Annotated in this window: 13 protein-coding genes and 3 pseudogenes; 15 read left to right on the plus strand and 1 reads right to left on the minus strand. The window is 64.5% G+C overall.

Going from position 1 to position 20,404, the window contains the following annotated elements:
* Positions 1-58 precede the first annotated feature (58 nt).
* From WDM24_RS43705 to WDM24_RS43725, 5 genes and pseudogenes are all read left to right on the plus strand, one after another.
* Entirely contained in the window at positions 59-973 is a 915-nt protein-coding gene (locus WDM24_RS43705) for a tyrosine-type recombinase/integrase (RefSeq protein ID WP_176396335.1), read from the plus strand.
* Positions 970-1,938: a tyrosine-type recombinase/integrase gene (locus tag WDM24_RS43710; RefSeq protein ID WP_338832679.1), complete on the plus strand. Its 969-nt coding sequence runs from the start codon at positions 970-972 to the stop codon at positions 1,936-1,938. Before WDM24_RS43705 ends, WDM24_RS43710 begins: the two co-directional genes overlap by 4 nt.
* Positions 1,935-2,939 carry a site-specific integrase gene (locus WDM24_RS43715; protein ID WP_207841077.1) on the plus strand — a complete coding sequence of 335 codons (1,005 nt, stop codon included), beginning with the start codon at positions 1,935-1,937 and terminating at the stop codon, positions 2,937-2,939. Before WDM24_RS43710 ends, WDM24_RS43715 begins: the two co-directional genes overlap by 4 nt.
* A 287-nt stretch (positions 2,940-3,226) precedes the next feature.
* Positions 3,227-4,113, plus strand: a pseudogene (locus WDM24_RS43720) (tyrosine-type recombinase/integrase).
* Between the two features lie 11 nt (positions 4,114-4,124).
* Positions 4,125-5,330, plus strand: coding sequence for an IS91 family transposase (locus WDM24_RS43725; RefSeq protein ID WP_176396338.1), 1,206 nt, complete (start codon positions 4,125-4,127; stop codon positions 5,328-5,330).
* Positions 5,331-6,015: 685 nt separating this feature from the next.
* Here the strand turns inward: WDM24_RS43725 and WDM24_RS43730 are convergent.
* A pseudogene (locus WDM24_RS43730) lies at positions 6,016-7,305 on the minus strand (IS256 family transposase).
* 235 nt (positions 7,306-7,540) lie between these two features.
* On the opposite strand from WDM24_RS43730, the gene WDM24_RS43735 reads away from it, so the two are divergent.
* The 10 genes and pseudogenes from WDM24_RS43735 (at position 7,541) to WDM24_RS43780 (ending at position 20,145) form a co-directional block, all read left to right on the plus strand.
* A complete protein-coding gene (locus WDM24_RS43735; RefSeq protein WP_176396339.1) occupies positions 7,541-7,717 on the plus strand; it encodes a hypothetical protein in 177 nt (58 codons plus the stop codon).
* Between the two features lie 203 nt (positions 7,718-7,920).
* Entirely contained in the window at positions 7,921-8,901 is a 981-nt protein-coding gene (locus WDM24_RS43740) for a DUF3991 and toprim domain-containing protein (RefSeq protein WP_338832680.1), read from the plus strand.
* 255 nt (positions 8,902-9,156) lie between these two features.
* Entirely contained in the window at positions 9,157-9,762 is a 606-nt protein-coding gene (locus WDM24_RS43745) for a DUF1419 domain-containing protein (RefSeq protein ID WP_338832700.1), read from the plus strand.
* Between the two features lie 167 nt (positions 9,763-9,929).
* Positions 9,930-15,030: pseudogene (locus WDM24_RS43750) on the plus strand (helicase-related protein).
* Between the two features lie 255 nt (positions 15,031-15,285).
* Positions 15,286-16,962: a ParB/RepB/Spo0J family partition protein gene (locus tag WDM24_RS43755; RefSeq protein WP_176396341.1), complete on the plus strand. Its 1,677-nt coding sequence runs from the start codon at positions 15,286-15,288 to the stop codon at positions 16,960-16,962.
* A gap of 90 nt (positions 16,963-17,052) precedes the next feature.
* Positions 17,053-17,529: a hypothetical protein gene (locus WDM24_RS43760; RefSeq protein ID WP_176396342.1), complete on the plus strand. Its 477-nt coding sequence runs from the start codon at positions 17,053-17,055 to the stop codon at positions 17,527-17,529.
* Positions 17,526-18,392 (plus strand): DUF7007 domain-containing protein, encoded by an 867-nt coding sequence (locus WDM24_RS43765; RefSeq protein ID WP_176396343.1) that lies wholly within the window; start codon positions 17,526-17,528, stop codon positions 18,390-18,392. Before WDM24_RS43760 ends, WDM24_RS43765 begins: the two co-directional genes overlap by 4 nt.
* 3 nt (positions 18,393-18,395) lie before the next feature.
* A complete protein-coding gene (locus tag WDM24_RS43770; protein WP_231169175.1) occupies positions 18,396-18,842 on the plus strand; it encodes a hypothetical protein in 447 nt (148 codons plus the stop codon).
* On the plus strand, positions 18,839-19,165 hold the full coding sequence (locus WDM24_RS43775; RefSeq protein WP_176396344.1) for a hypothetical protein: 327 nt from the start codon (positions 18,839-18,841) through the stop codon (positions 19,163-19,165). Before WDM24_RS43770 ends, WDM24_RS43775 begins: the two co-directional genes overlap by 4 nt.
* A gap of 392 nt (positions 19,166-19,557) precedes the next feature.
* Positions 19,558-20,145 (plus strand): hypothetical protein, encoded by a 588-nt coding sequence (locus WDM24_RS43780; protein WP_176396345.1) that lies wholly within the window; start codon positions 19,558-19,560, stop codon positions 20,143-20,145.
* Positions 20,146-20,404: the final 259 nt, after the last annotated feature.

A 20,404-nucleotide genomic window follows, 5' to 3' on the forward strand; every position in this document is an offset into this window, starting at 1 on the left:
TCTCGAATAATCCAAGAGCTTTCCCGGTTGGCCATCCTGGCCACGGGAGAGAACAACAATGCATTTCCAATCCGAGATCGATGCTAACTCATGGTTGCACAGCTATGATTGCTACTTGCGTGACGTCGCCGGTGCGGCGGCGACGCGGATACGATACTGGCGCGTCGTACGCCGGTTCGTTGCCGCCTGTTTTGATAACACTGACCAATGGGCCACGCTGTCGGTTCAGCAGATCACTGGCTTCATCTGCGAGGAAGCGGCATCGAAGAAGGGGTGTGGCCGCGGAGTGCCGGTGACCGCGGTTCGGTCATTCCTACGGTTTCTAGCTTGGCGCGGCATCGTACCAAGCGGGCTCGATCGCGCGATTCCGAGGACGCGGCTGGCGGCGCATGCGAGCTTACCGCGGCGCCTATCAGCCGACGACATTTCGCGCTTACTCGACGCGGTTATGACCAGCAAAGCGCCGTGCCGCGATCGGGCAATACTACTCCTGGCCGTGCAGTTGGGGTTGCGCTGCGCCGAGATCATTGCAATGGAGATCGACGATATCGATTGGCGAGCCGGTGTCATTCGTACCCGCATTCGCAAGTCACACCGCGAGAGGGCGATGCCCTTACCTCAGGATGTAGGGACGGCGCTTGCAGCGTATATTGAACAGGAGCGCCCCTCTGGGTCGGGTCGCGGCTTGTTCATAGGCGTCAACAATCCGCCCAGCCGCCTCAGTAATACCACTGCGATCACCCAGATCGTCAAGCGCAACCTGAGGCGTGCTGGGATTCCGCTCGGTCGGCTTAGCGGCGCGCATATGCTGCGCCATACGGCAGCGAGCCGATTGATCAACGGCGGTGCAAGCTTCAGCGAGGTTGCCGACCTGCTAGGCCACCAACGCCTCCAAACCACTGCCATCTACGCCAAGCTCGACCTCGCCACACTATCGCGCGTCTCGATGCCATGGATCGGAGGTGCGCGATGACCGGTCCGCTGGAATTCGAGCGACACGTCGATGACTATCTGGCGATCCGCAAGGCTGTCGGCCTGACAAACACGAGACATGGGCGTGGGCTACGAGATTTCATCGCTTACGCCAAGAACATCGGCGCGACCGATGGATCTCCAATTCGAGCGGCGACTGCGGTCTCATGGGCATGGGATCACGCGCCTGCGACGTGCGGCATCAGGGGGCGAGGCGATCGGCTTATCCTCGTCCGGGGCTTTCTCAATTATCTGGCTGCGATCATTCCGGGAACAGAAGTGCCGGGCCCGCGCGTCATCGCCGCAGGTCGGCGGCGTCGGCCGTATGTGTTCTCCGACGAGGAGACGACGACTCTTATAAACTCGGCCAGACGGTCACACTCGCGTGTACCGATTCGACCAATCGTGCTGTCAACAATGCTTGGTCTGCTCGGAAGCACCGGGATCCGCGTAGGCGAAGCGTGTCGTTTGACCATGGCGGACGTGCGCCTCGACGATGCCCACCCCCATCTTCAAATTCTGCAAACGAAGTTCCATAAATCGCGGCTTGTGCCGATCCATGCGACTGTTGCTGCGGCCCTAAGTGGCTATTGTGAGGAACGACGTGCACACGAGCGTGATACTTGGGGCGATCGACTGTTCGTCAATCGGGATGGCCGTCCGCTCGACGTCCACGATCTCGGACGTTGGTTCGCGAGTCTGTGCCAGAGCCTTGGGATCGCGCCGGCGAACACGCATGATCGCCGCCCATGTCTCACTTCATTTCGCCATACGTTTGCAGTGCGGCGGTTGTGCGAGTGGCACAGCGCGGGTTTGGACGTGCAATCACTGCTGCCAACGCTGGCGGTCTATCTTGGTCATGTTGGGCCAGAGAGCTCCTACTGGTATCTCTCCGCCACACCGGACCTCCTGAGAGCAGCCGGAACGCGCTTTACACTCGATCGTTCGGCGGGAGGCGAGGGATGAGTGCACCTGTCACTCTTGTTGGTCCGCACCTTCAGCGATTCTTCGCCGAGCACTTGACTGTGCACAAACATGCCAGCCCTCGAACAGTGGCTTCTTACCGCGACACCTTCCGCCTCCTGTTACAGTTTGTGCAGGATACGACCGGGATCGCGCCGACTGCCCTTCCCATTGCCAAGATCGATGCCGATGCCATCCTCGCGTTCCTAAACTATGTCGAACGCGATCGTCGCTGCAGCGTCCGTTCTCGCAACGCCAGGCTCGCAGCCTTTCGAGGCTTCTTTCGCTTCCTGTCCCTCCACGATCCGAGCTGTTTGGGAATGGCAACTCGGATCATGGCGATCCCAAACAAGAGGTTTGAAAAGAAGCTTGTCGGTTTCCTTAGGCGCGCCGAGGTGAAAGCGTTGATTGCTGCGCCAGACGGCAGCACATGGTCGGGTCGACGCGATCACGCATTGCTCCTGGCTCTCTACAACACAGGGGCCAGAATCTCCGAGATCATTGGGTTACGACGCCGTCAGCTGCATCTCGATGCCGGCCACGCAAATATCCAGCTGTTGGGAAAGGGCCGGAAGGAGCGCGTCATCCCGCTCTGGGACGAAACAGCTCGCGTTTTGCGTGGATGGCTTCGCGAGATCGACGACGCGCCGGATGCAATCATCTTTCCAAGCGCTCGGAACCAGCCACTGTCACGCGATGGAGCCGACTACATTCTACGCCGAGCTGTCGTCAAAGCGACGGCGTCCTGTTCAAGTTTAGCGAACAAGTCGGTGTCGCCACACGTCATCCGCCATAGCACCGCGATGCATCTGCTCCAGTCGGGGGGCGATCTTGCGGTCATCGCTTTGTGGCTCGGTCACGAGAGCATCCAGACGACGAACATCTACATAACCGCCGATTTGGCTACCAAAGAAAAGGCTCTCGAAAGGCTCGATCCTGTACCCGGGAGATTCTCTCGCTACAGACCCACGGACAGGCTCATGGCGTTTCTCGCTACCCTGTGATTATGCCGAGTCACGCGTGCCAAACTGCTCGACGCCTTAGGCGAACCGACGCGATAAAGCCGGGTGCTCGGCATAATCGAGCACTCGGCATAAGGACGCTTGGACGAACCCGCTCCGCGGGAGGGTATCCGTGTTGAGCGTGGGGTATCCCCCTTGAAGCCAGCCCGTGTCTCTGACCCCGACACCACCCGTACAGCGACGTAATCCATTCCATTTCAGACGCGCTTGCCCTTGGCAAGATGGTGTTGCTGCCCGCGCGCAGCGTCCCCCTTGCCAAGGAGTTCGCTATGACCTCGCTTCGGTTACGCATGATGGAAGACATGCAGGTACGCAACCTGTCGCGACACACACACAGGATTCGTATTTGCTGCAGGTTTCGCAGTTCGCCCGGCATTTCGCTAAATCGCCGGCTTTGCTAGGCCCGGAGGATATCCGAGCCTACCAGGTCTATCTGACGAACGAGAAAAAGCTGGCGCCACGTTCGGTGCACGTGACCGTCGCAGCGCTTCGATTCCTCTACCGCGTCACGCTCGGCCTCGATTGGGATTTCGACCAGGTCATTCCGTGCCCAAAGGCGCCAAAGACACTGGCCGTCATTCTCAGCCCCGAGGAGGTGCTGCACTTCCTTGGCTGCATCGAGAGCTTCAAGCACCAGGCGATCCTGACGACATGCTATGCCGCCGGCCTGCGTATTTCCGAGGCGACCCGCCTGAAGCCTGAGGCCATCGATCGCCAGCGCATGGTGCTGCGCGTCGAACAAGGCAAGGGACAGAAGGACCGCTACGTCATGCTATCGGCCAGGTTGCTGGAGGTGCTGACGGACTATTGGCGCGCCGTGCGACCCACCGGGGGTTGGATGTTTCCCGGCGCCGTTACTGGAGAACCGATATCGACAAGCGCCGTGGATGCCACCTGCCGCAAGGCACATCGGGTGTCGAAACTCTCCAAGCCGGTGACGCCGCATTCGCTGCGGCACGCATTTGCGGTGCACCTGCTCGAAGCCGGAACCGATCTCCGCACCATCCAGCTCCTGCTCGGCCATCGCAGCCTGTCGACGACCGCCCAATATTTGCGGATCGCTACCAACAAGGTCTGCGCGGCGACGAGCCCGCTTGAACTGCTGCCGCGCCCAATCCCCAAGGCTTCCTCGCCGCCAACGCCCGAACATTTCTGACGGCCAACCTCATGGGCCGCTCAAGTCCGGAGGTCGCGGATATATTCCGTCGCTACGGTGCTGCCTGGCGAGAGCAGCACCGGGCCTCGCTATCGACCGAACGACGCGCAGCGATGGCTGCCATCGAGCGCTGCCGAACGTCGGCGCTCGGAGGGCATGTCGAACAGTGTGACCGCTGTAGTGAACGACGGATCGCGTACAACAGCTGCCGTTCCCGCAGTTGCCCCAAGTGCCAGTGGCTCGCCCGAGCGGAATGGATCGAGGCTCGGCGGGAAGAGCTTCTCGATACGCAGTACTTCCATGTCGTCTTCACCGTTCCCGACGAGATCGCCGCGATTGCCTTCCAGAATGCCAGCACGGTCTACAAGATCCTGTTCCACGCAGCCGCCGAGACTTTGCGCACCATTGCTGCCGATCGGCGACATCTCGGCGCGGAGATCGGGTTTTTCGCGGTGCTTCACACCTGGGGTCAGAATCTCAGCCATCATCCCCATCTCCACTGCGTCGTGCCCGGCGGCGGGCTGTCGCCTGACGGGAGCCGCTGGATCGCGTGTCGTCCCGGCTTCTTCCTACCAGTCGCCGTGCTCTCCCGACTCTTCCGGCGATTGTTTCTCGAAGGCCTGCAAAGAGCATTCGATGCCGGTGAGTTGCGATTCTTTTCGTCATTGGAACGGCTGCACGATCCCGTCGCATTCCGGCGCTATCTGGATCCCGCCCGCCAGGTCAACTGGGTGGTCTATGCCAAGCCACCCTTCGCGGGCGCTGAGCAGATTCTGGAATATGTCGGACGCTATACACACCGGGTGGCAATCGCCAACAACCGGATCGTCGATATCGAGGATGGCAAGGTACGCTTCCGGTGGAAGGACTATCGCAACGAGAACCGGCAAAAGGTGATGACGCTCGACGCCGGGGAGTTCATCCGGCGTTTCCTCGTCCATGTCTTGCCCGAGGGATTTCAGCGCATCCGTTATTACGGTTTCATGGGCAACCGCTACCGCAAGCAAAAGCTCGCCCGCTGCCGCGAACTGCTCGGAATGCAGCAGTCCGATACGCCGGTAAAACCGAAGGAAGGGCGCGATTATCGCGACAAGGTCGAGGAGCTGACCGGAGTTTCCCTGCGAGAATGTCCCTTTTGCCGTCAAGGGCAGATGGTGTGCATCGAGGTGCTCGCGCCCGTTGCGTCACACGACCCACCTCTTATGGACACTTCATGACGGTCGGGCGTTTCAACTCATTGATCATCGTGCTTTCCGTCTGCCAAGGCAGACAGCAGGCGTCCTATTGTCACGCCTCCGACATCGAGCCCTCCAGGCGCTGGCGTCGCCGGTCCTTTCGTCCGGGAGACCATATCTCGATTAGAATGTTTCGCATCAAGACCGCATCCAGCATGTCCCCGAAGCCCCGGCGACGGCGCTGTCCATCGGGAAGCAGCATCCAATTTCCATAGCGGCAGCTGCGCGCTAGGCGGCTTCGTCCAACACGTTTTTAGATTACCGGCGCACTCGCAGCTGCGCACTTTGAAGTTTCGGTACCGCGCCGCCAATCTAAAAACGCTCTCTATTATGCCGAGCCCGGCATAAGCTGCCATCCCTGACGCAAACGGCCCGAATCCCCGAACAACAATACCTGCTGATCTAATCGGAAGCAGCTTCACACGTACTCGGACCGGGAGTTTATCCATGCGTGCGTGCGTGCGATGCCGACGACCATGAGTGCTTTGAATGGGACAATTCGCAAAGCAGGCTCGGCTTGGTTATCCGCGGGATCAAATATGTGCGTTTTGGCAGACCATGCTTCCGTTGAAGGACCAACCCCGCTCTCGAATGGGCTTTCCTTGGTTCAGGTACGGCCTTCTACGATCAACGAGCTATCGCCAAATTGTGGTGACGGCGCGGCCGGTCAGGCGGCGGCGGTTATGGGCTGACGGTCAGTCGGTTTGGCGATGAGCTCGATCTCGTCGTTGAATGTCACACCGAGAACGAGTTTTGGCAACTGGTTGTGGCCATCGAGACGACGCCGGCTTTTCTGCGCGGCCTCAAGCAGTTTGAAGACCATCGCGGGCGCCGTTCTGTTGGACAGGCAGCCCTTCGATCGGATCGTGCGGTGGCGCACGGTAGCGAAGGTGCTTTCAATGGGATTGGTGGTCCGCAGGTGTTTCCAGTGTTCGGCCGGGAAGTCGTAGAACGCCAGTAGCGTGTCCCGATCCTTGCTCAGGCAGTCGGCCGCCCTCTCGTATTTGGGCGTATAGCTCTCGATGAAGGCGTCGAACGCCAGCTCGGCGGCGGCCTTGGTTTCGGCCATCCAGATCTCCTGCAACGCGCGTTTGGCTTTAGGCTGCTGGCTCTTCGGCAACTTGGCGATCACGTTGGCGGTCTTGTGTACCCAGCAGCGCTGCTCGCGCGTTTTCGGCCAGACCTCGCCGGCGGCCTTCCAGAACCCGAGCGCGCCGTCGGCGGTCGGCGATGGTGAGGCGCGGCGGCACGCCGAGCCCGCGCCGCTTCAGGTCGAGCAGCAGATCGCGCCAGTCCTGCGCGCTCTCGCGGGCGCCATCGGTGAAGCCGACCAGTTCCTTGCGGCCTTCCGGCGTCGCGCCGATCAGCACCACGATGCACTGCTTTTCGTCTTCGAGGCGTGCTTGGAGATGGATGCCGTCGGCCCAGATGTAGACGTAGCGCTTCGCCGACAGATCGCGCCTCTGCCACGCGGTGTGTTCGTCAAGCCAACCGTCCTTCAGACGGCCGATGGCGGATGCCGACAACCCGGCAGCATCCTTGCCGAGCAGCGCCGCCAGAGCCTCGGAGAAGTCGCCGGTGGAGATACCCTTCAGGTAAAGGATCGGCAGCAGCGTCTCGATCGATTTCGAGCGGCGCATGTAGGGCGGCAGGATCGACGGAGAGAACCGGATGCGGTCGGGATCGGTAGCCTCCGCCTCGCGATCGCGTACACGCGGCTGGCGGACGCCGACCGGACCGATACCGGTCATCACCTCGCGTTCCGGCAGGTGACCGTGGCGCACGAGCGCTGGTGGCCGTCCGCAGTCCTCAAATCGGCATGCTTGCCGAGAAAGTCCGCGACCTCGGCCTCGACCGCCTGGGCCAACAGAGCACGCGCCCCATTGCGCAAGATTTCGGTGAGTTGATCGTCGACGTTTCCTGGCTGAATCAACTTGATGATGTTATCTTTGGACACGGCATATCGCTCCTTCGGTGGAGAAGTGGAGGCGTCAAGCACCCCCACGATATGCCGCCTTCCCGATTCCCGCCGTCACCAACTTTCAGCGATAGCTCACGATCAACCCGCAAGGGGTTAGCTACGCAAGCGTGCGACCTCTTCGGCTTCGCCTCTCGAGGTGACCGCAGCCGCCCCCGAACACGTCGGCGCCTGTCGAGCGGGGATGGTCCCCGCCGCAAGACGGGAGCCTTCAATGTCGCACAATCTTACTCTCGCTCAGAACCATGCCTTCGATCTGGCTCGCACGCTCATGGTGCCGGTCATTCTTTTCCAGGCTGATAACGAATTCGGCGTGATGGTCTCCAGCGAGTACGACGGCGATCAGGACGCCATCGTTCATGAATACGCCCCCTGGAGCCCGGCTCATTGAGCCGGGTGACCGGCTGCCGCTGGCGCCATGCCGAATGCAAGGGAGGCTTCGCCGCGCCTGACGATGCGACGACTGACCGTTGGTCAGCGCGCCCTTGCATTCGGCAGGCTTCGCGGCCGGTCGGGGATGTTCCGCAAGGCTAGGAGCAAGAGAGTCCAACAGAAGAAGGGGCGGACCCGCCTGCGCGAGTCCGGTGCAGACAAATGGACAAGAGAGAAATCGAAGAGCTGCGCCAAAAGGTTGGCTGCGCGGCCCTGCTGGAGAAAGACGGCTGGAAGGTCGACGTCAAGGAAAGCACACGACGCGCGATCAAATATCGCCGCGACAGCAATATCATCATCGTCATCCACGAAGGCCGCGGCTGGTTCGACCCGTTGTCGCCGGCAAAAGGGGACGTATTTTCGCTCGCCGAACATCTTGGATCTGTCGGTTTCTTTGACGCATGCGACCGTGTTGCGGAAATGATTGGCTTCGTCCCCAGCACACCGGCGTGGCAGCATCCGACAACGCCGAAGGCGCTTGGGTCTATTGCTGAGCGGTGGGGACATCGTGTCAAGCCGCGCCCCGGCTCGCGAGCCTGGCGCTATCTCACCGATGAACGCGGGCTGCCGGCCGATATCGTGAGGCAGGCGGTCGTCTGCGATCGTTTGCGTGAGGGGCCAAAGGGCAGTATGTGGGCGGCACATAGCGATTCTGCTGGAGTGCTCACGGGGTGGGAGGAGCGTGGACCGGCATGGCGCGGCTTCGCCAGTGACGGCGCCAAGGAGCTGTTTCGCTTCGGACCGGCCAGGTCCGAGCGGATTTGCATTACTGAGGCGGCCATCGATGCCATGAGCCTCGCCGCGATCGAGGTCCACCGCTCCGACACCCTTTATGTCAGCACCGGAGGCGGCTGGTCGCCGGCGACCGATGAAGCTATCCGCAGCTTGGCCATGCGCGCCAACGCCCGGCTTGTGGCAGCAACCGACAACAATCGACAGGGTGACGTCTACGCTGATCGCGTTCGTGCCATCGCCGCGGAAGCGAGCGTGCACTATGCGCGATCGCGACCGTGCGCCGGCGACTGGAATGAGGATCTGACGGGGCTGGCGAAGAGACGGAGAACAGCTGAGCAAGTCGACGGCGGAGGCCCGCCCGACGCTGCGGACCTCGCGGGTGGCTGCGGCGTCAAGGCTCCCGCATGATCGCGATGGCGAGGCTTGCACCTGAGCGATGCGACGGGGAAGTCCGAATAAAGAGGGAGAAAATAGGAAGAGGGTAAACCGCTGCCGCATGCCCGGCCAGCGCGTCAAGGGTGAAGCTTCGCCCGCGTTCCGCGGCCCTTGACCCGCCGGACCTTCGATGCGGCCGGCGAGGAGGTGTGATGAAGGACTGAAGTGAACGAAGAGATCACGCCGATCGCTCGCGCTTCAGTCCGGCCAGGCCAAGAGGAGCCGCCGATGCACACCTCACCCACCATCCGTAAAGTCTTCGAGGGCGTCGCGACGCGCCCCGAGATGTACGGCATGTTCAACCGGCATCGCGGCGATCCGGCGATGGCCGAAGGCGACGCCGCCCAACTCTTCGCTGGCGAATGGTTCGAGCTCGCCGAGCGCGAACACGACTACATGCTCGAGATCCTGCCGCCACTGTGGATGCGAGGCGATATGTTCGCAATGCGTGAATTCATGACGGCAAGCGTGACAAGCGTTTTCCTGTCACCGTTGATTGACGGGCAGATGCGCTGGTTCCACGGCTACTGCGACCTGTCGGACAGAGCGTCGCCGGAGCGGATGAAGGCCGCGATCATCGAGCGCGAGTCTCGTCCCGTCCGCGCGATGACGCGCGAAGAGCGGCTCGAGCACATCTGGTCGAGTACGCACGACTACTACCGCGGCTATGCCGGCGAGCGCTGGCCCGCCGCCGTGCGCGGCCGCCGCACCGTGCTCGTCTACGCCGGCCGGCATGGCACCGCGCTGAAGCTGCTGGACGAACTCACCGAAGCGGAGATCGCAGCGAAACTGCCGGTGCAGCTCCGCCACCTGCCGGAGGCAGTCGCGGCCTAGCTGGGCGCGCGCCCTCCTTGACCTGCAAGCAGCCCGGCCATGCGCCGGGCTTCGCAATTCGGCACCCGGCCTTCCGCCGGCCCTCGCCTCAACCCCGCAACGCCGTGCCGTCCGCCACAGCCCGCTCGCGCGCGCGGTTGCACGCGCCCAGCAGAAGGACATTTCCAGTGGCTCAGGACGACCCCTTCACGATCGACCTCTTCGGCAACACAGCCCTCTCGTCGGGTCTCGGTCTCGGCGTCACCGCCTTCGCCGCCGACTTGGACGGCGACGACCATGACCGCGACCCGCCGCCGTCGGCCCCGGCTCCCGCCGCGCCGGCGTTCACCCCCGCGCGGGCTCGCGAGCCGAATGCCGTGAAGCGCGGCGACAACTTCCACCTCGCTGGCGACCGCGGCCTGGCAAAGGGCTGGAAACAGCGCGCCCGCGACAGCGTCGCGGCCATTCGGCTCGCCGTGCGGATTGAAGCGGAGCAGCTGCCCGCCTCGCCGGACGAGCAGCGGCAGTTGATGCGCTTCACGGGCTTTGGCGCTTCCGAGCTTGCCAATGGCGTCTTCCGCCGGCCGGGCGAATCCGAGTTCGCGCAGGGCTGGGAGGAGATCGGCGCCGACCTCGAGGACGCGATCGACGGCGCCGGCTACGCCTCGCTGGCGCGGTGCACCCAGTACGCCCACTTCACACCCGAGTTCATTGTCCGCGCGATCTGGTCAGGCCTGCAGCGCCTCGGCTGGCGCGGCGGCCGCGTGCTCGAGCCCGGCGTCGGCACCGGACTGTTTCCGGCGCTGATGCCGGATGAACTACGCGAGACCTCCCACGTCACGGGCGTCGAGCTCGACCCCGTGACCGCACGCATCGCCCGGCTGCTGCAGCCGCGGGCGCGGATCGTCGCAGGCGATTTCGCACGCACCGAGCTGCCGGCCAGCTTCGATCTCGCCGTCGGCAATCCGCCGTTCTCGGACCGAACCGTGCGCTCGGATCGCGCGTACGGGTCGATGGGCCTCCGGCTGCACGACTATTTCATCGCGCGAGCAATCGACCTCGTGAAGCCCGGCGCCCTCGCCGCCTTCGTCACGAGCTCCGGCACGATGGACAAGGCGGACGCCTCGGCGCGTGAGCACATCGCGAAGTCGGCCGATCTGGTCGCGGCCATTCGCCTGCCCGAGGGCAGCTTCCGCGCCAGCGCCGGCACCGACGTCGTCGTCGACATCCTGTTCTTCCGCAAGCGCAAGGTCGGCGACGCGGAAGGCGACCTGTCGTGGCTCGACCTCGACGAGATCCGGCCGGCGGCGGAAGACGAGAGCGCGATCCGCGTGAACCGATGGTTCGCGCAGCGGCCGGATTTCGTGCTCGGCGCGCACGCGCTCGCGTCTGGTCGCTTCGGCGAGGCCTACACCTGCCTGCCGCGCGAGGATGAGGATCTCGAAGCGGCGCTCAAAGCCGCGGTCGGCCTTCTTCCGGAAGGCGTCTACGACGGCGAGCCGGAGGTGATTGATCCCGTCTTGGAAGAAGCCGGCGATCCATCTGACGGCGATTGGCCTGCCGATCGCCGCGTGCGCGAGGGCAGCTACTTCTTCGACAAGGCCCACGGCTTGATGCAGGTCGTCGACGGTAAGCCCGTCGTGGTGAAATCGCGCAAGGGTCGCAGCGCCGAGGGCATCCCGGAAAAGCACGTGCGCATCATCAGGAAGCTGATTCCGGTCCGCGACGCCGTGCGCGAGGTGTTGAAGGCGCAGGAGCTCGACCGGCCCTGGAGGGACGCGCAGGTCAGGCTGCGTATCGCCTGGTCGAACTTCGTTCGGGACTTCGGCCCGATCAACTTCACGACGGTCTCGACCGCCGAGGACGAGGAGACCAGCGAGGTGCGCGAGACGCACCGCCGGCCGAACATGCAGCCCTTCCTCGACGATCCCGACTGCTGGCTCGTCGCCTCGATCGAGGACTACGACCTCGAGACCAACACCGCGAAGCCCGGGCCGCTCTTCACCGAGCGGGTGATCGCGCCGCCGGCTGCCCCGGAAATCGCCAGCGCGGCAGACGCGCTCGCCGTCGTCCTCAACGAGCGTGGCCACGTCGACATTGACCACATCGCCGAGCTGCTGCACCGGGACCGCGACGACGTCGTCGCCGAACTCGGCGGCGCCGTCTTCCGCGACCCAGCGGACGGCTCGTGGCAGACGGCGGACTCCTACCTGTCGGGACACGTCCGCGAGAAGCTGAAGGCTGCTGCCGCGGCGGCCGCGCTCGACCCCTCGTACGAGCGCAACGTCACGGCGTTGCAAGGCGTGCAGCCCGCAGACCTCAAGCCCTCTGACATCACCGCGCGTCTGGGCGCGCCATGGATTCCGGCAGTCGACGTGGTCGCCTTCGTCAAGGAGACGATGGACGCCGACATCAAGATCCATCACATGCCCGAGCTCGCCTCCTGGACCGTGGAGGCACGTCAGCTCGGCTGGATGGCGGCCGGCACGTCGGAGTGGGGCACCGACCGCCGGCACGCCGGCGAGCTTCTCGCCGACGCGCTGAACAGCCGCGTCCCACAGATCTTCGACACGGTCAAGGACGGCGACAGCGAGCGCCGCGTCCTCAATATCGTCGACACCGAAGCCGCCAAGACCAAGCTGCAAAAGATCAAGGACGCCTTCCAGCACTGGATCTGGTCCGATCCAGACCGCACCGACCGCCTTGCGCGCGTCTACAACGACCGCTTCAACAACATTGCGCCGAGAGCTTTCGACGGCTCGCACCTGAAGCTTCCGGGCGCCTCTGGCGCTTTCGTTCTTTATGGGCACCAGAAGCGCGGCATTTGGCGAATCGTCTCGGCCGGCTCGACCTACCTGGCGCACGCGGTGGGCGCCGGCAAGACCATGACGATGGCCGCCGCCGTCATGGAGCAGCGCCGGCTCGGCCTGATCGCCAAGGCGATGCTGGTCGTGCCCGGCCACTGCCTGGCGCAGGCCGCACGCGAATTTCTCGCGCTCTACCCGAACGCCCGCATCCTCGTCGCCGACGAGACCAATTTTACCAAAGACAAGCGGCACCGGCTTCCTCGCGCGCGCTGCGACCGCGACCTGGGACGCGATCATCATCACGCACAGCGCGTTCCGCTTCATCGCGGTGGCCTCAGCCTTCGAGCAACAGCTGATCCAGGACGAGCTGGAACTTTACGAAACCCTGCTGACCAAGGTCGAGAGCGACGACCGGGTCTCGCGCAAGCGGCTCGAACGGCTGAAGGAAGGCCTGAAGGAGCGGCTGGAGTCGATTTCGACCCGCAAGGACGACCTGCTGACGATCTCCGAGATCGGCGTCGACCAGATCATCGTCGATGAGGCGCAGGAATTCAGGAAACTCTCCTTCGCGACCAACATGTCGACCTTGAAGGGCGTCGACCCGAACGGTTCGCAGCGCGCCTGGGACCTCTACGTCAAGTCGCGCTTCATCGAGACGAAAAACCCAGGCCGCGCGCTCGTGCTCGCCTCCGGCACGCCGATCACCAACACGATCGGCGAGATGTTCTCGGTGCAGCGCTATCTCGGCTACGCGGCGCTCCTCGAGCGCGGGCTGCACGAGTTCGACGCCTGGGCGAGTACATTCGGCGATGTCACGACCGAACTTGAGCTGCAGCCCTCCGGCAAATACAAGCCGGTGACGCGCTTCGCCACCTTCGTCAACGTGCCCGAGCTCATCGCCATGTTCCGCTCCTTCGCGGACGTGGTGATGCCGGAGGACCTGCGTCAGTACGTGAAGGTGCCGGCGGTGTCGACCGGCAAACGGCAGATCCTCACCGCAAAGCCGTCGCCGGCGTTCAAGCGCTACCAGACCCTGCTCGGCGAGCGCATCAAGGCGATCGAGGAGCGCGACCGCGCACCGGAGCCCGGCGACGACATCCTGCTGTCGGTCATCACCGACGGCCGCCACGCTGCAATCGACCTTCGTCTGGTTGTTCCGGATAGCGACAACGAGGCCGACAACAAGCTGAACTTGCTTGTCGGCAACGCCTTCGGCATCTGGAACGAGACGGCCGAGAGCAGCTACACGCGCACGGATGGCAAACCCTTCGAGTTGCCCGGTGCCGCGCAGATGATCTTCTCCGATCTCGGCACCATCAGCGTCGAGAAGAGCCGCGGCTTCTCCGCCTACCGCTGGATCCGCGACGAGCTGGTCCGCCGCGGCGTGCCACCGGGCGAGATCGCCTTCATGCAGGACTACAAGAAGTCGGAGGCAAAGCAGCGCCTGTTCGGCGACGTGCGCGCCGGCAAGGTCCGCTTCTTGATCGGCTCGTCCGATACGATGGGCACCGGCGTCAACGCGCAGCTTCGGCTGAAGGCATTGCACCACCTCGACGTGCCCTGGCTTCCGTCGCAGATCGAGCAGCGGGAGGGCCGGATCGTGCGGCAGGGCAACCAGCATGACGAGATAGACATCTTCGCCTACGCGACCGAAGGCAGCCTCGATGCGCAGATGTGGCAGAACAACGAGCGCAAGGCCCGCTTCATCGCTGCCGCGCTTTCCGGCGACACCTCGATCCGTCGGCTTGAGGACATGGGAGAGAGCCAGGCCAACCAGTTCGCCATGGCAAAGGCCATCGCGTCGGGCGACCCGCGCTTGATGCAGAAAGCTGGCCTCGAAGCCGACATCGCCCGGCTCGAACGGCTGCGGGCTGCGCACATTGACGATCAGCACGCGGTGCGGCGGCAGATGCGCGATGCCGAACGCGACATCGAGCTCTCCATCCGTCGCATCGGCGAGATCGGCCGGGACATCGAGCGTCGTATCCCGACCGCCGGTGACGCCTTCACCATGGCGGTGACGGGAGATCCTCATGTCGCGCGCAAGCTCGCCGGCCGCGCGCTGATGAAAGAGATCCTGACGCTGGTGCAGCTTCAGCAGGAAGGTGAGACCGTCATCGCGTCGATCGGCGGCTTCGACGTCGCGTACAGCGGAGAGCGCATCGGCCGGGACGGCTATCGCTACACCACGATGCTGCTGCGGACCGGCGCCGAATACGAGATCGAGTTGCCGGTGACGGTCACGCCACCCGGTGCGATCGCTCGCCTCGAGCACACCCTCGATAACTTCGAGGGCGAACGGGAGCGCTACCGCCAACGCCTGGCCGATGCGCGCCGACGGCTTGCGTCTTACGAGTCCCGCGATGGCGGGGACTTCGCCTTTGCCACCGAGCTTGCCGAAAAGCGCCGGCTGTTGGCCGAGGTGGAGAAGGCCTTGGCGGAGGACAGCGAAAGCGCTGGTGAGCTGGCCGCGGCCGCATGAAAAAAAATGAGGAGAGAGGAAGGGAGAAGGCCCGCTCGCAGATCGGGCAGGCCGTCGACGCTGGCGCTCAACCGCCGCCTGCGCGATCCCTGCCCGTCGCCCTGCGCAGGGCTTTGCCCCGCTGGGCCTGCCGGCCAGGGATGCTCGGCCGCAGTTGCACCGGCCCGTCCGCTCCGCAGGGCCCAGGGGTGTCTTCGGGAAGAAGACGAGAGGTGGCCGGCAGCGCCGGTCCGCAACCCCACAAGGAGCCTTCCCATGCAACTCATCAAGGTCGATCCGCGCGCGCTGAAGGAGAATGCCGACCGCATGCGTCAGACGAAGTCGACGCCCCAGGCTGACGCCCTGCTGCTGGCCACGATCAAGGCCGTCGGCATCGTCCAGCCGCCGGTGATCACCCCGGACACGGGCGGCGGCAACGGCTACGTCATCAATGCCGGCCACCGCCGCGTGAAGCAGGCGATCGCCGCGGGCCTCGAGGAGATCGACGTGCTCGTCGATGAGGCGGCGAACGACAACGGCGCCATGCGCTCGATGGTCGAGAACATCGCGCGCGAGGCGCTGAACCCGGTCGACCAGTGGCGCGCAATCGAGCGTCTGGTCGCGCTCGCTTGGACGGAGGAGGCGATCGGCGTTGCGCTCGCGCTGCCGGTGCGTCAGATCAGGAAACTACGTTTGCTGGCTAACGTGCTGCCGGCGATGCTCGACCACATGGCCAAGGGCGACATGCCCGACGAGCGACAGCTCCGCACGATCGCTGCCGCATCGCTCGACGAGCAGAAGGAGGTCTGGAAGAAGCACAAGCCGTCGAAGGCCGATCCGCAGGTCTCGTGGTGGAGCGTCGCCCAGGCGTTGCAGAAGACCCGGATGTTTGCTCGTCACGCCAGCTTCGGCGACGACCTCGCGAAGGCCTACGGCATTCATTGGGTCGAGGATCTCTTCGCTCCCGCCGATGAAGATAGCCGCTACACCACAGAAGTCGAGGCTTTCCTCGGTGCGCAGCAGGAGTGGATGACGGCCAACCTGCCGAAGAAAGGCATTATCGCCGAGACCACCAACTACGGCGAGGTGAAGCTGCCGCCGAAGGCCGAGCGCGTCGACGGCAAGCCGGTGAAGTCCAACTGCACGGCGATGTATCTCGATCGCGACGGCCGCGTACAGACCGTGCACTACCGCATGCCTGCCGCGAAGAAGCCAAAGGGTAAGACCGGCTCAGGTTCTGACAACGCTCCGGACGATGTTGGCGAAGTCTCGAAGCCACGTCCCGACGTGACCCGCAAGGGCATCGAGATGATCGGCGACTACCGCACCGACGCGCTGCGCGAGGCGCTCAGCCGCGCGCCGATCGAGGACGACACGCTAATGGCGCTGCTGATCCTCGCCTTCGCGGGCCAGAACGTGTCCGTGACGACGGGAAGCGGCGGGAGCTATTGCGGCCACAGCCGGCTTGCGAAGAACGCGGCGGCACTGTTCGACGGCGCCGGCAAGCTCTCCTTCGACATGGACACGCTTCGTGTCGCGGCGCGCACCATGCTGGTCGACGTATTCTCGTGCCGGGAGAACGCTACTAATAGTGGCATCGTCGCCCGCGTCGCCGGCGCGGTGGTCGGCGCGGACACCTTCCTGCCGAACATGGGCACGGAGGACTTCCTCTCGTGCCTGTCGCGCACAGCGCTCGAGGCTTCGTGCAAGGACACGCCCGTTTTGCCGCGTCAGCGCGTGAAGGACACGCGCGCCGCACTCGTTGAGCATTTCAAGGAAGGCCGCTTCGTCCATCCCGCAGTGCGCTTTGCGCCTGACGCCATGAAGCTTTCGCAATGGTTGTCGTCGAGCGAGACGACGGCAGACGCCGACGAGGCTGACGAGGACGCCGGCGGCATGGGGGATGACCTCGCTGACGAAGAAACCGAGGCATTCAGGGAGGCGGCGGAATAGAGGAACGCGCCATTTTTTCGAACGATCCACCGCCGCCGGCCCAGCCGGCGGCGGTTTTGTTTCCACGCACATGCAAATAAGGAGGACACGATGTCCGCGCACACGATCTTCGACAACGCACCCATCGGCTCGATCGTCGCCTGGTCCGACGGAACGCCGCAGCCGCCGACGCGCTTCAGGAAGAAGCTCGCCGCCTGGCAGTCCAGCAACAGCAGGGGCCGCCTGATCCGAAAGCAGGGCGGACGAGGCGTCGCCAATGTCTCGCTGTCGGCCTGTTTCACCCTGCACGAGGTCGACTATGGCGCCGGCGGCGTCATCGCCATCCGCGTCCACCGGACGTTTTCGCTGGAGTCGAAGCTCCACTTCACCGTCATCGAACGTCCGGCCATCGGCTCGGTCCGCGTGCTCGACCGTGCCGGTGATGACGCCGAACTCATCCATCTCGCCACGAATGAGGCCGACGCGAAGGAGTGGCTGACGCGCCACGGTTATCCGCACGCAGTGCTGGAAGAAGTGACGGCCGACGAGGCTGGCGCCGACATCATCGAGGGGAGGACCGCGGCATGAACGCGTCATTTCCCGTATCCGACAAAGCCCGTGGGACCCCAGGCATCTCTTTTGGCCGCAGCGCGGACGGCCTCCTCGTCGCGCTTGTCGGCGAGACGGCTTTCGCCATGGCGCCGGCCCGTAACGGGCAGCATTATCTCGTCACAGCTTGGCGCATGTCCCGTCCGATGGGCGAGTGGACGCGCGGCGATTTCTACGGACATTCCGGCGAGCTCTCCGACGAGGCGGCGTTTCGTAACGCTGTGCTCGAAAACGCCGAGCATCAACGCGAGCGCAGGATGCTCGGTCGCGTCGAAGTCCATTCGCGCGACCACACGCCTTGGGGCGCCTCGCAGGGCGCGACCGTCTACGCTGAAGGCGTTACGGCGCATTCCACGGCTGGTCACGGTGGTTTCAAGCTCTCGGCCGAGCAAAACAGCAAGGTCCACCCCCTGCTGCGCTCGAAGGGCGGCTGGTACGAGGAAGATGCCGAATGGGCGATCGTGGCGATCACCTTCCCGCATCCCTTCACGGCGTTCGAACGGCGTTGCGCCGAGAGAACGATCAAGGACAGTTGGCCGGACGCCTGGGAAACGATCTTCGGCGCGATCCTCAAGCCGGGCGAGTCCTACGAAAAGGACCGCCGCGCCTTTGAGCAGGCGCACGCGCGGGACTGGATCGTCGTGTCGGCTATCACCTCGAAGCACGCGCCCGGCTTCGTCGAAACTGTCGCCACGCCCGGCGGCAAGCGCGGACCGGGGACTGAGGAGCGTCGCTTCCTCGTCCCTTCCGACGAATATCAGATGGGCCGCTTCGGCTTCGTAATCGACGAGGCCCGCCATCAGCTCTACGGCGGCCCCTCCGACTTCGTCGGCTGGAGGTGACCCATGCCCTGGCGCCTCATTGCCAAAGCCGTCGGCTGGCGCGCGGCCACTGACGAGGATGGCGAAACGCCGGTCCTCGTCGTCTGGCATCCGCGGCTCAGACGGCATTTCACCGGCACCGACGCTTGGAGGCGCGCCGCGCGCATATCCATCCACGCGCCGAAGCCCTACCCGGCTGAACAGAAAGGAGATCCAGCCATGAAGGCCTACCTCTGCACCGTCAATCTCCTCGTGCACGCGCACCATCATCCCAAGAGCGCCATCGCCGACGGCCTCGGCTGCAACCTCGCGCCTGACATGCACAACCACGCCGGCGCCAATTCGGCGCTCGTCGACGGGGCGGTCTCCGGCGACGACATCGCCTCATCCATCGCCGCTGTCTCTCTCCCGGACGACTGCATGCCGGACGAGTCCGCGTCCCCCTTGTGGCCTGTGGGGACGGAGCGATGATCGAGCCCCAGGATCGACGTCTCCTCCTCACGCGCATGGAAGCCGCGCAAGCCGAGACGCAGCGCCATCTCGGCGTCATCGAACGCCAGATCGCGGCACGCGCCGAACGGCTGACGATCACTGACCGGGCGAAGCGCCGGCAGCACGGCCGGAGCGCATCGAGCTGGACGAATGCGGATGTGCGGCTGTTTCAGCAGCATGTCGCGGAGCTCGCCTTGGCCCGTCGCGGCGAGATCGACGCTCTGACGCGCAAGCTCGATCGGCAGGAGACGGCGATCGCCGAGTTTCGAACGCGTCATCGCGTTTCCGCTGCGTGGCGGTGAGAGGCGAAGGACCCACCAATTGGAAGCGCGAGCCGCGCGCGAACACTTCATGTCGAGGCGGAGAGTTCAGCGGGTTTGGTCCAACCTCTCACGGTTTCGGGGGCGTGCTGACCCTTGGCCGTCACTCCCTCGGTTTGTGCTGCGGTCTGAACCGGCCGCGATCCGCTTCAAGGGCAAGTCGCGAGGCGATCGGCGGCCGCCGTCTCGCGATGGGGGGCCGCGTTCTTCGCAGGCCTGAAGGCCCCGCTCGCCCGCAATCCACCCATGCTCGCCTTGGCAGCCACCGCCCCCTGAAGCGGCCCGCTGAAGCCGGTTCTGGTCGACCGCACCCGAGGGAGCGACGGACAAGGGCCCGATCGCTTCCCAAGGCGAAACCGAGAAAGGATCTCATGATGACCAAGACCGCCCGCTCCCCCCGCTCCTCCGCCCGTGTCGTCCCGCTCCGCCGCGGCACGACGCTCGAAATGGTCCGCCTCGTCTGCCCCGACTCCGCACAGACATTGCGCATCTCCGAGAGCTTCGGCCTTGCGGTCCTCGACAGCGAAGGCATCCGCGACTTGCACGAGCGGCTCGTCATTGAGACCGCCGACGCACTCAAGGATGGCCTGAGTGAACGCGCCATGCAGATCCATCTGCAACGGATCGTCGGTGCTTATGTCGGGTCGGCCCACGGCGCCGGCCAGTTCTATACCCGGGCCGTCACTGAAGCGCGAGATGCGACCGCCAAGCTCGCCAACGACAGCCGCGATGAGGACCTCGATGGTCCGGTCGGTTTCGATAGCCAGGCACAGCGCAAGCGTGAATTCGCCGCCGACATGGGCGCGCAGGCTCACGCGCTTCGCATGGCCGCCGAGGGCGCCGTCGCCGCCTACGAACAGGTCGTGGGCGAGACCTGGAAGCCTTTCGAGCGTCCCGTCGACAACACGACCGACACCGTCGGCCGGAAAGCGGCCAAGGCGCAGATGTCGGCGTTCGACTGACCGCCGGCGCGGGGCCTCGGCCCCGCGCCTCTTCCACTGCCGCCACCTGATGGGCCGGTCCGCGAGACCGGCCCTTTTTTGTGTCGCCGCTGCAACAAAGGAAGCCGCCTCCGGTGCCCCTCGCCGTCGCGGGCCCCTCCCGGGCCGTGGTCCTGCGCCGGACCCGATGTCCGCGCAACGGCTTCGCCGTCCTTCGCGCTGCTTCGGCCCTTCGGGTGCGCGGACTTCGAGCCCGGCGGTGGCGGACCCCGCGAGGGGC

The organism is Bradyrhizobium sp. 27S5, assembly GCF_037217225.1.
GTDB lineage: Bacteria > Pseudomonadota > Alphaproteobacteria > Rhizobiales > Xanthobacteraceae > Bradyrhizobium > Bradyrhizobium septentrionale.

Excerpts from the sequence above, each read along its gene's own strand:
- WDM24_RS43755 (WP_176396341.1), top strand. The coding sequence starts at position 15,286 with ATGCAACTCATCAAGGTCGATCCGCGCGCGCTGAAGGAGAATGCCGAC.
- WDM24_RS43705 (WP_176396335.1), top strand. The coding sequence starts at position 59 with ATGCATTTCCAATCCGAGATCGATGCTAACTCATGGTTGCACAGCTAT.
- WDM24_RS43740 (WP_338832680.1), top strand. The coding sequence starts at position 7,921 with ATGGACAAGAGAGAAATCGAAGAGCTGCGCCAAAAGGTTGGCTGCGCG.
- WDM24_RS43735 (WP_176396339.1), top strand. The coding sequence starts at position 7,541 with ATGTCGCACAATCTTACTCTCGCTCAGAACCATGCCTTCGATCTGGCT.
- WDM24_RS43715 (WP_207841077.1), top strand. The coding sequence starts at position 1,935 with ATGAGTGCACCTGTCACTCTTGTTGGTCCGCACCTTCAGCGATTCTTC.
- WDM24_RS43760 (WP_176396342.1), top strand. The coding sequence starts at position 17,053 with ATGTCCGCGCACACGATCTTCGACAACGCACCCATCGGCTCGATCGTC.
- WDM24_RS43775 (WP_176396344.1), top strand. The coding sequence starts at position 18,839 with ATGATCGAGCCCCAGGATCGACGTCTCCTCCTCACGCGCATGGAAGCC.
- WDM24_RS43765 (WP_176396343.1), top strand. The coding sequence starts at position 17,526 with ATGAACGCGTCATTTCCCGTATCCGACAAAGCCCGTGGGACCCCAGGC.
- WDM24_RS43770 (WP_231169175.1), top strand. The coding sequence starts at position 18,396 with ATGCCCTGGCGCCTCATTGCCAAAGCCGTCGGCTGGCGCGCGGCCACT.
- WDM24_RS43725 (WP_176396338.1), top strand. The coding sequence starts at position 4,125 with ATGGGCCGCTCAAGTCCGGAGGTCGCGGATATATTCCGTCGCTACGGT.
- WDM24_RS43710 (WP_338832679.1), top strand. The coding sequence starts at position 970 with ATGACCGGTCCGCTGGAATTCGAGCGACACGTCGATGACTATCTGGCG.
- WDM24_RS43780 (WP_176396345.1), top strand. The coding sequence starts at position 19,558 with ATGACCAAGACCGCCCGCTCCCCCCGCTCCTCCGCCCGTGTCGTCCCG.
- WDM24_RS43745 (WP_338832700.1), top strand. The coding sequence starts at position 9,157 with ATGCACACCTCACCCACCATCCGTAAAGTCTTCGAGGGCGTCGCGACG.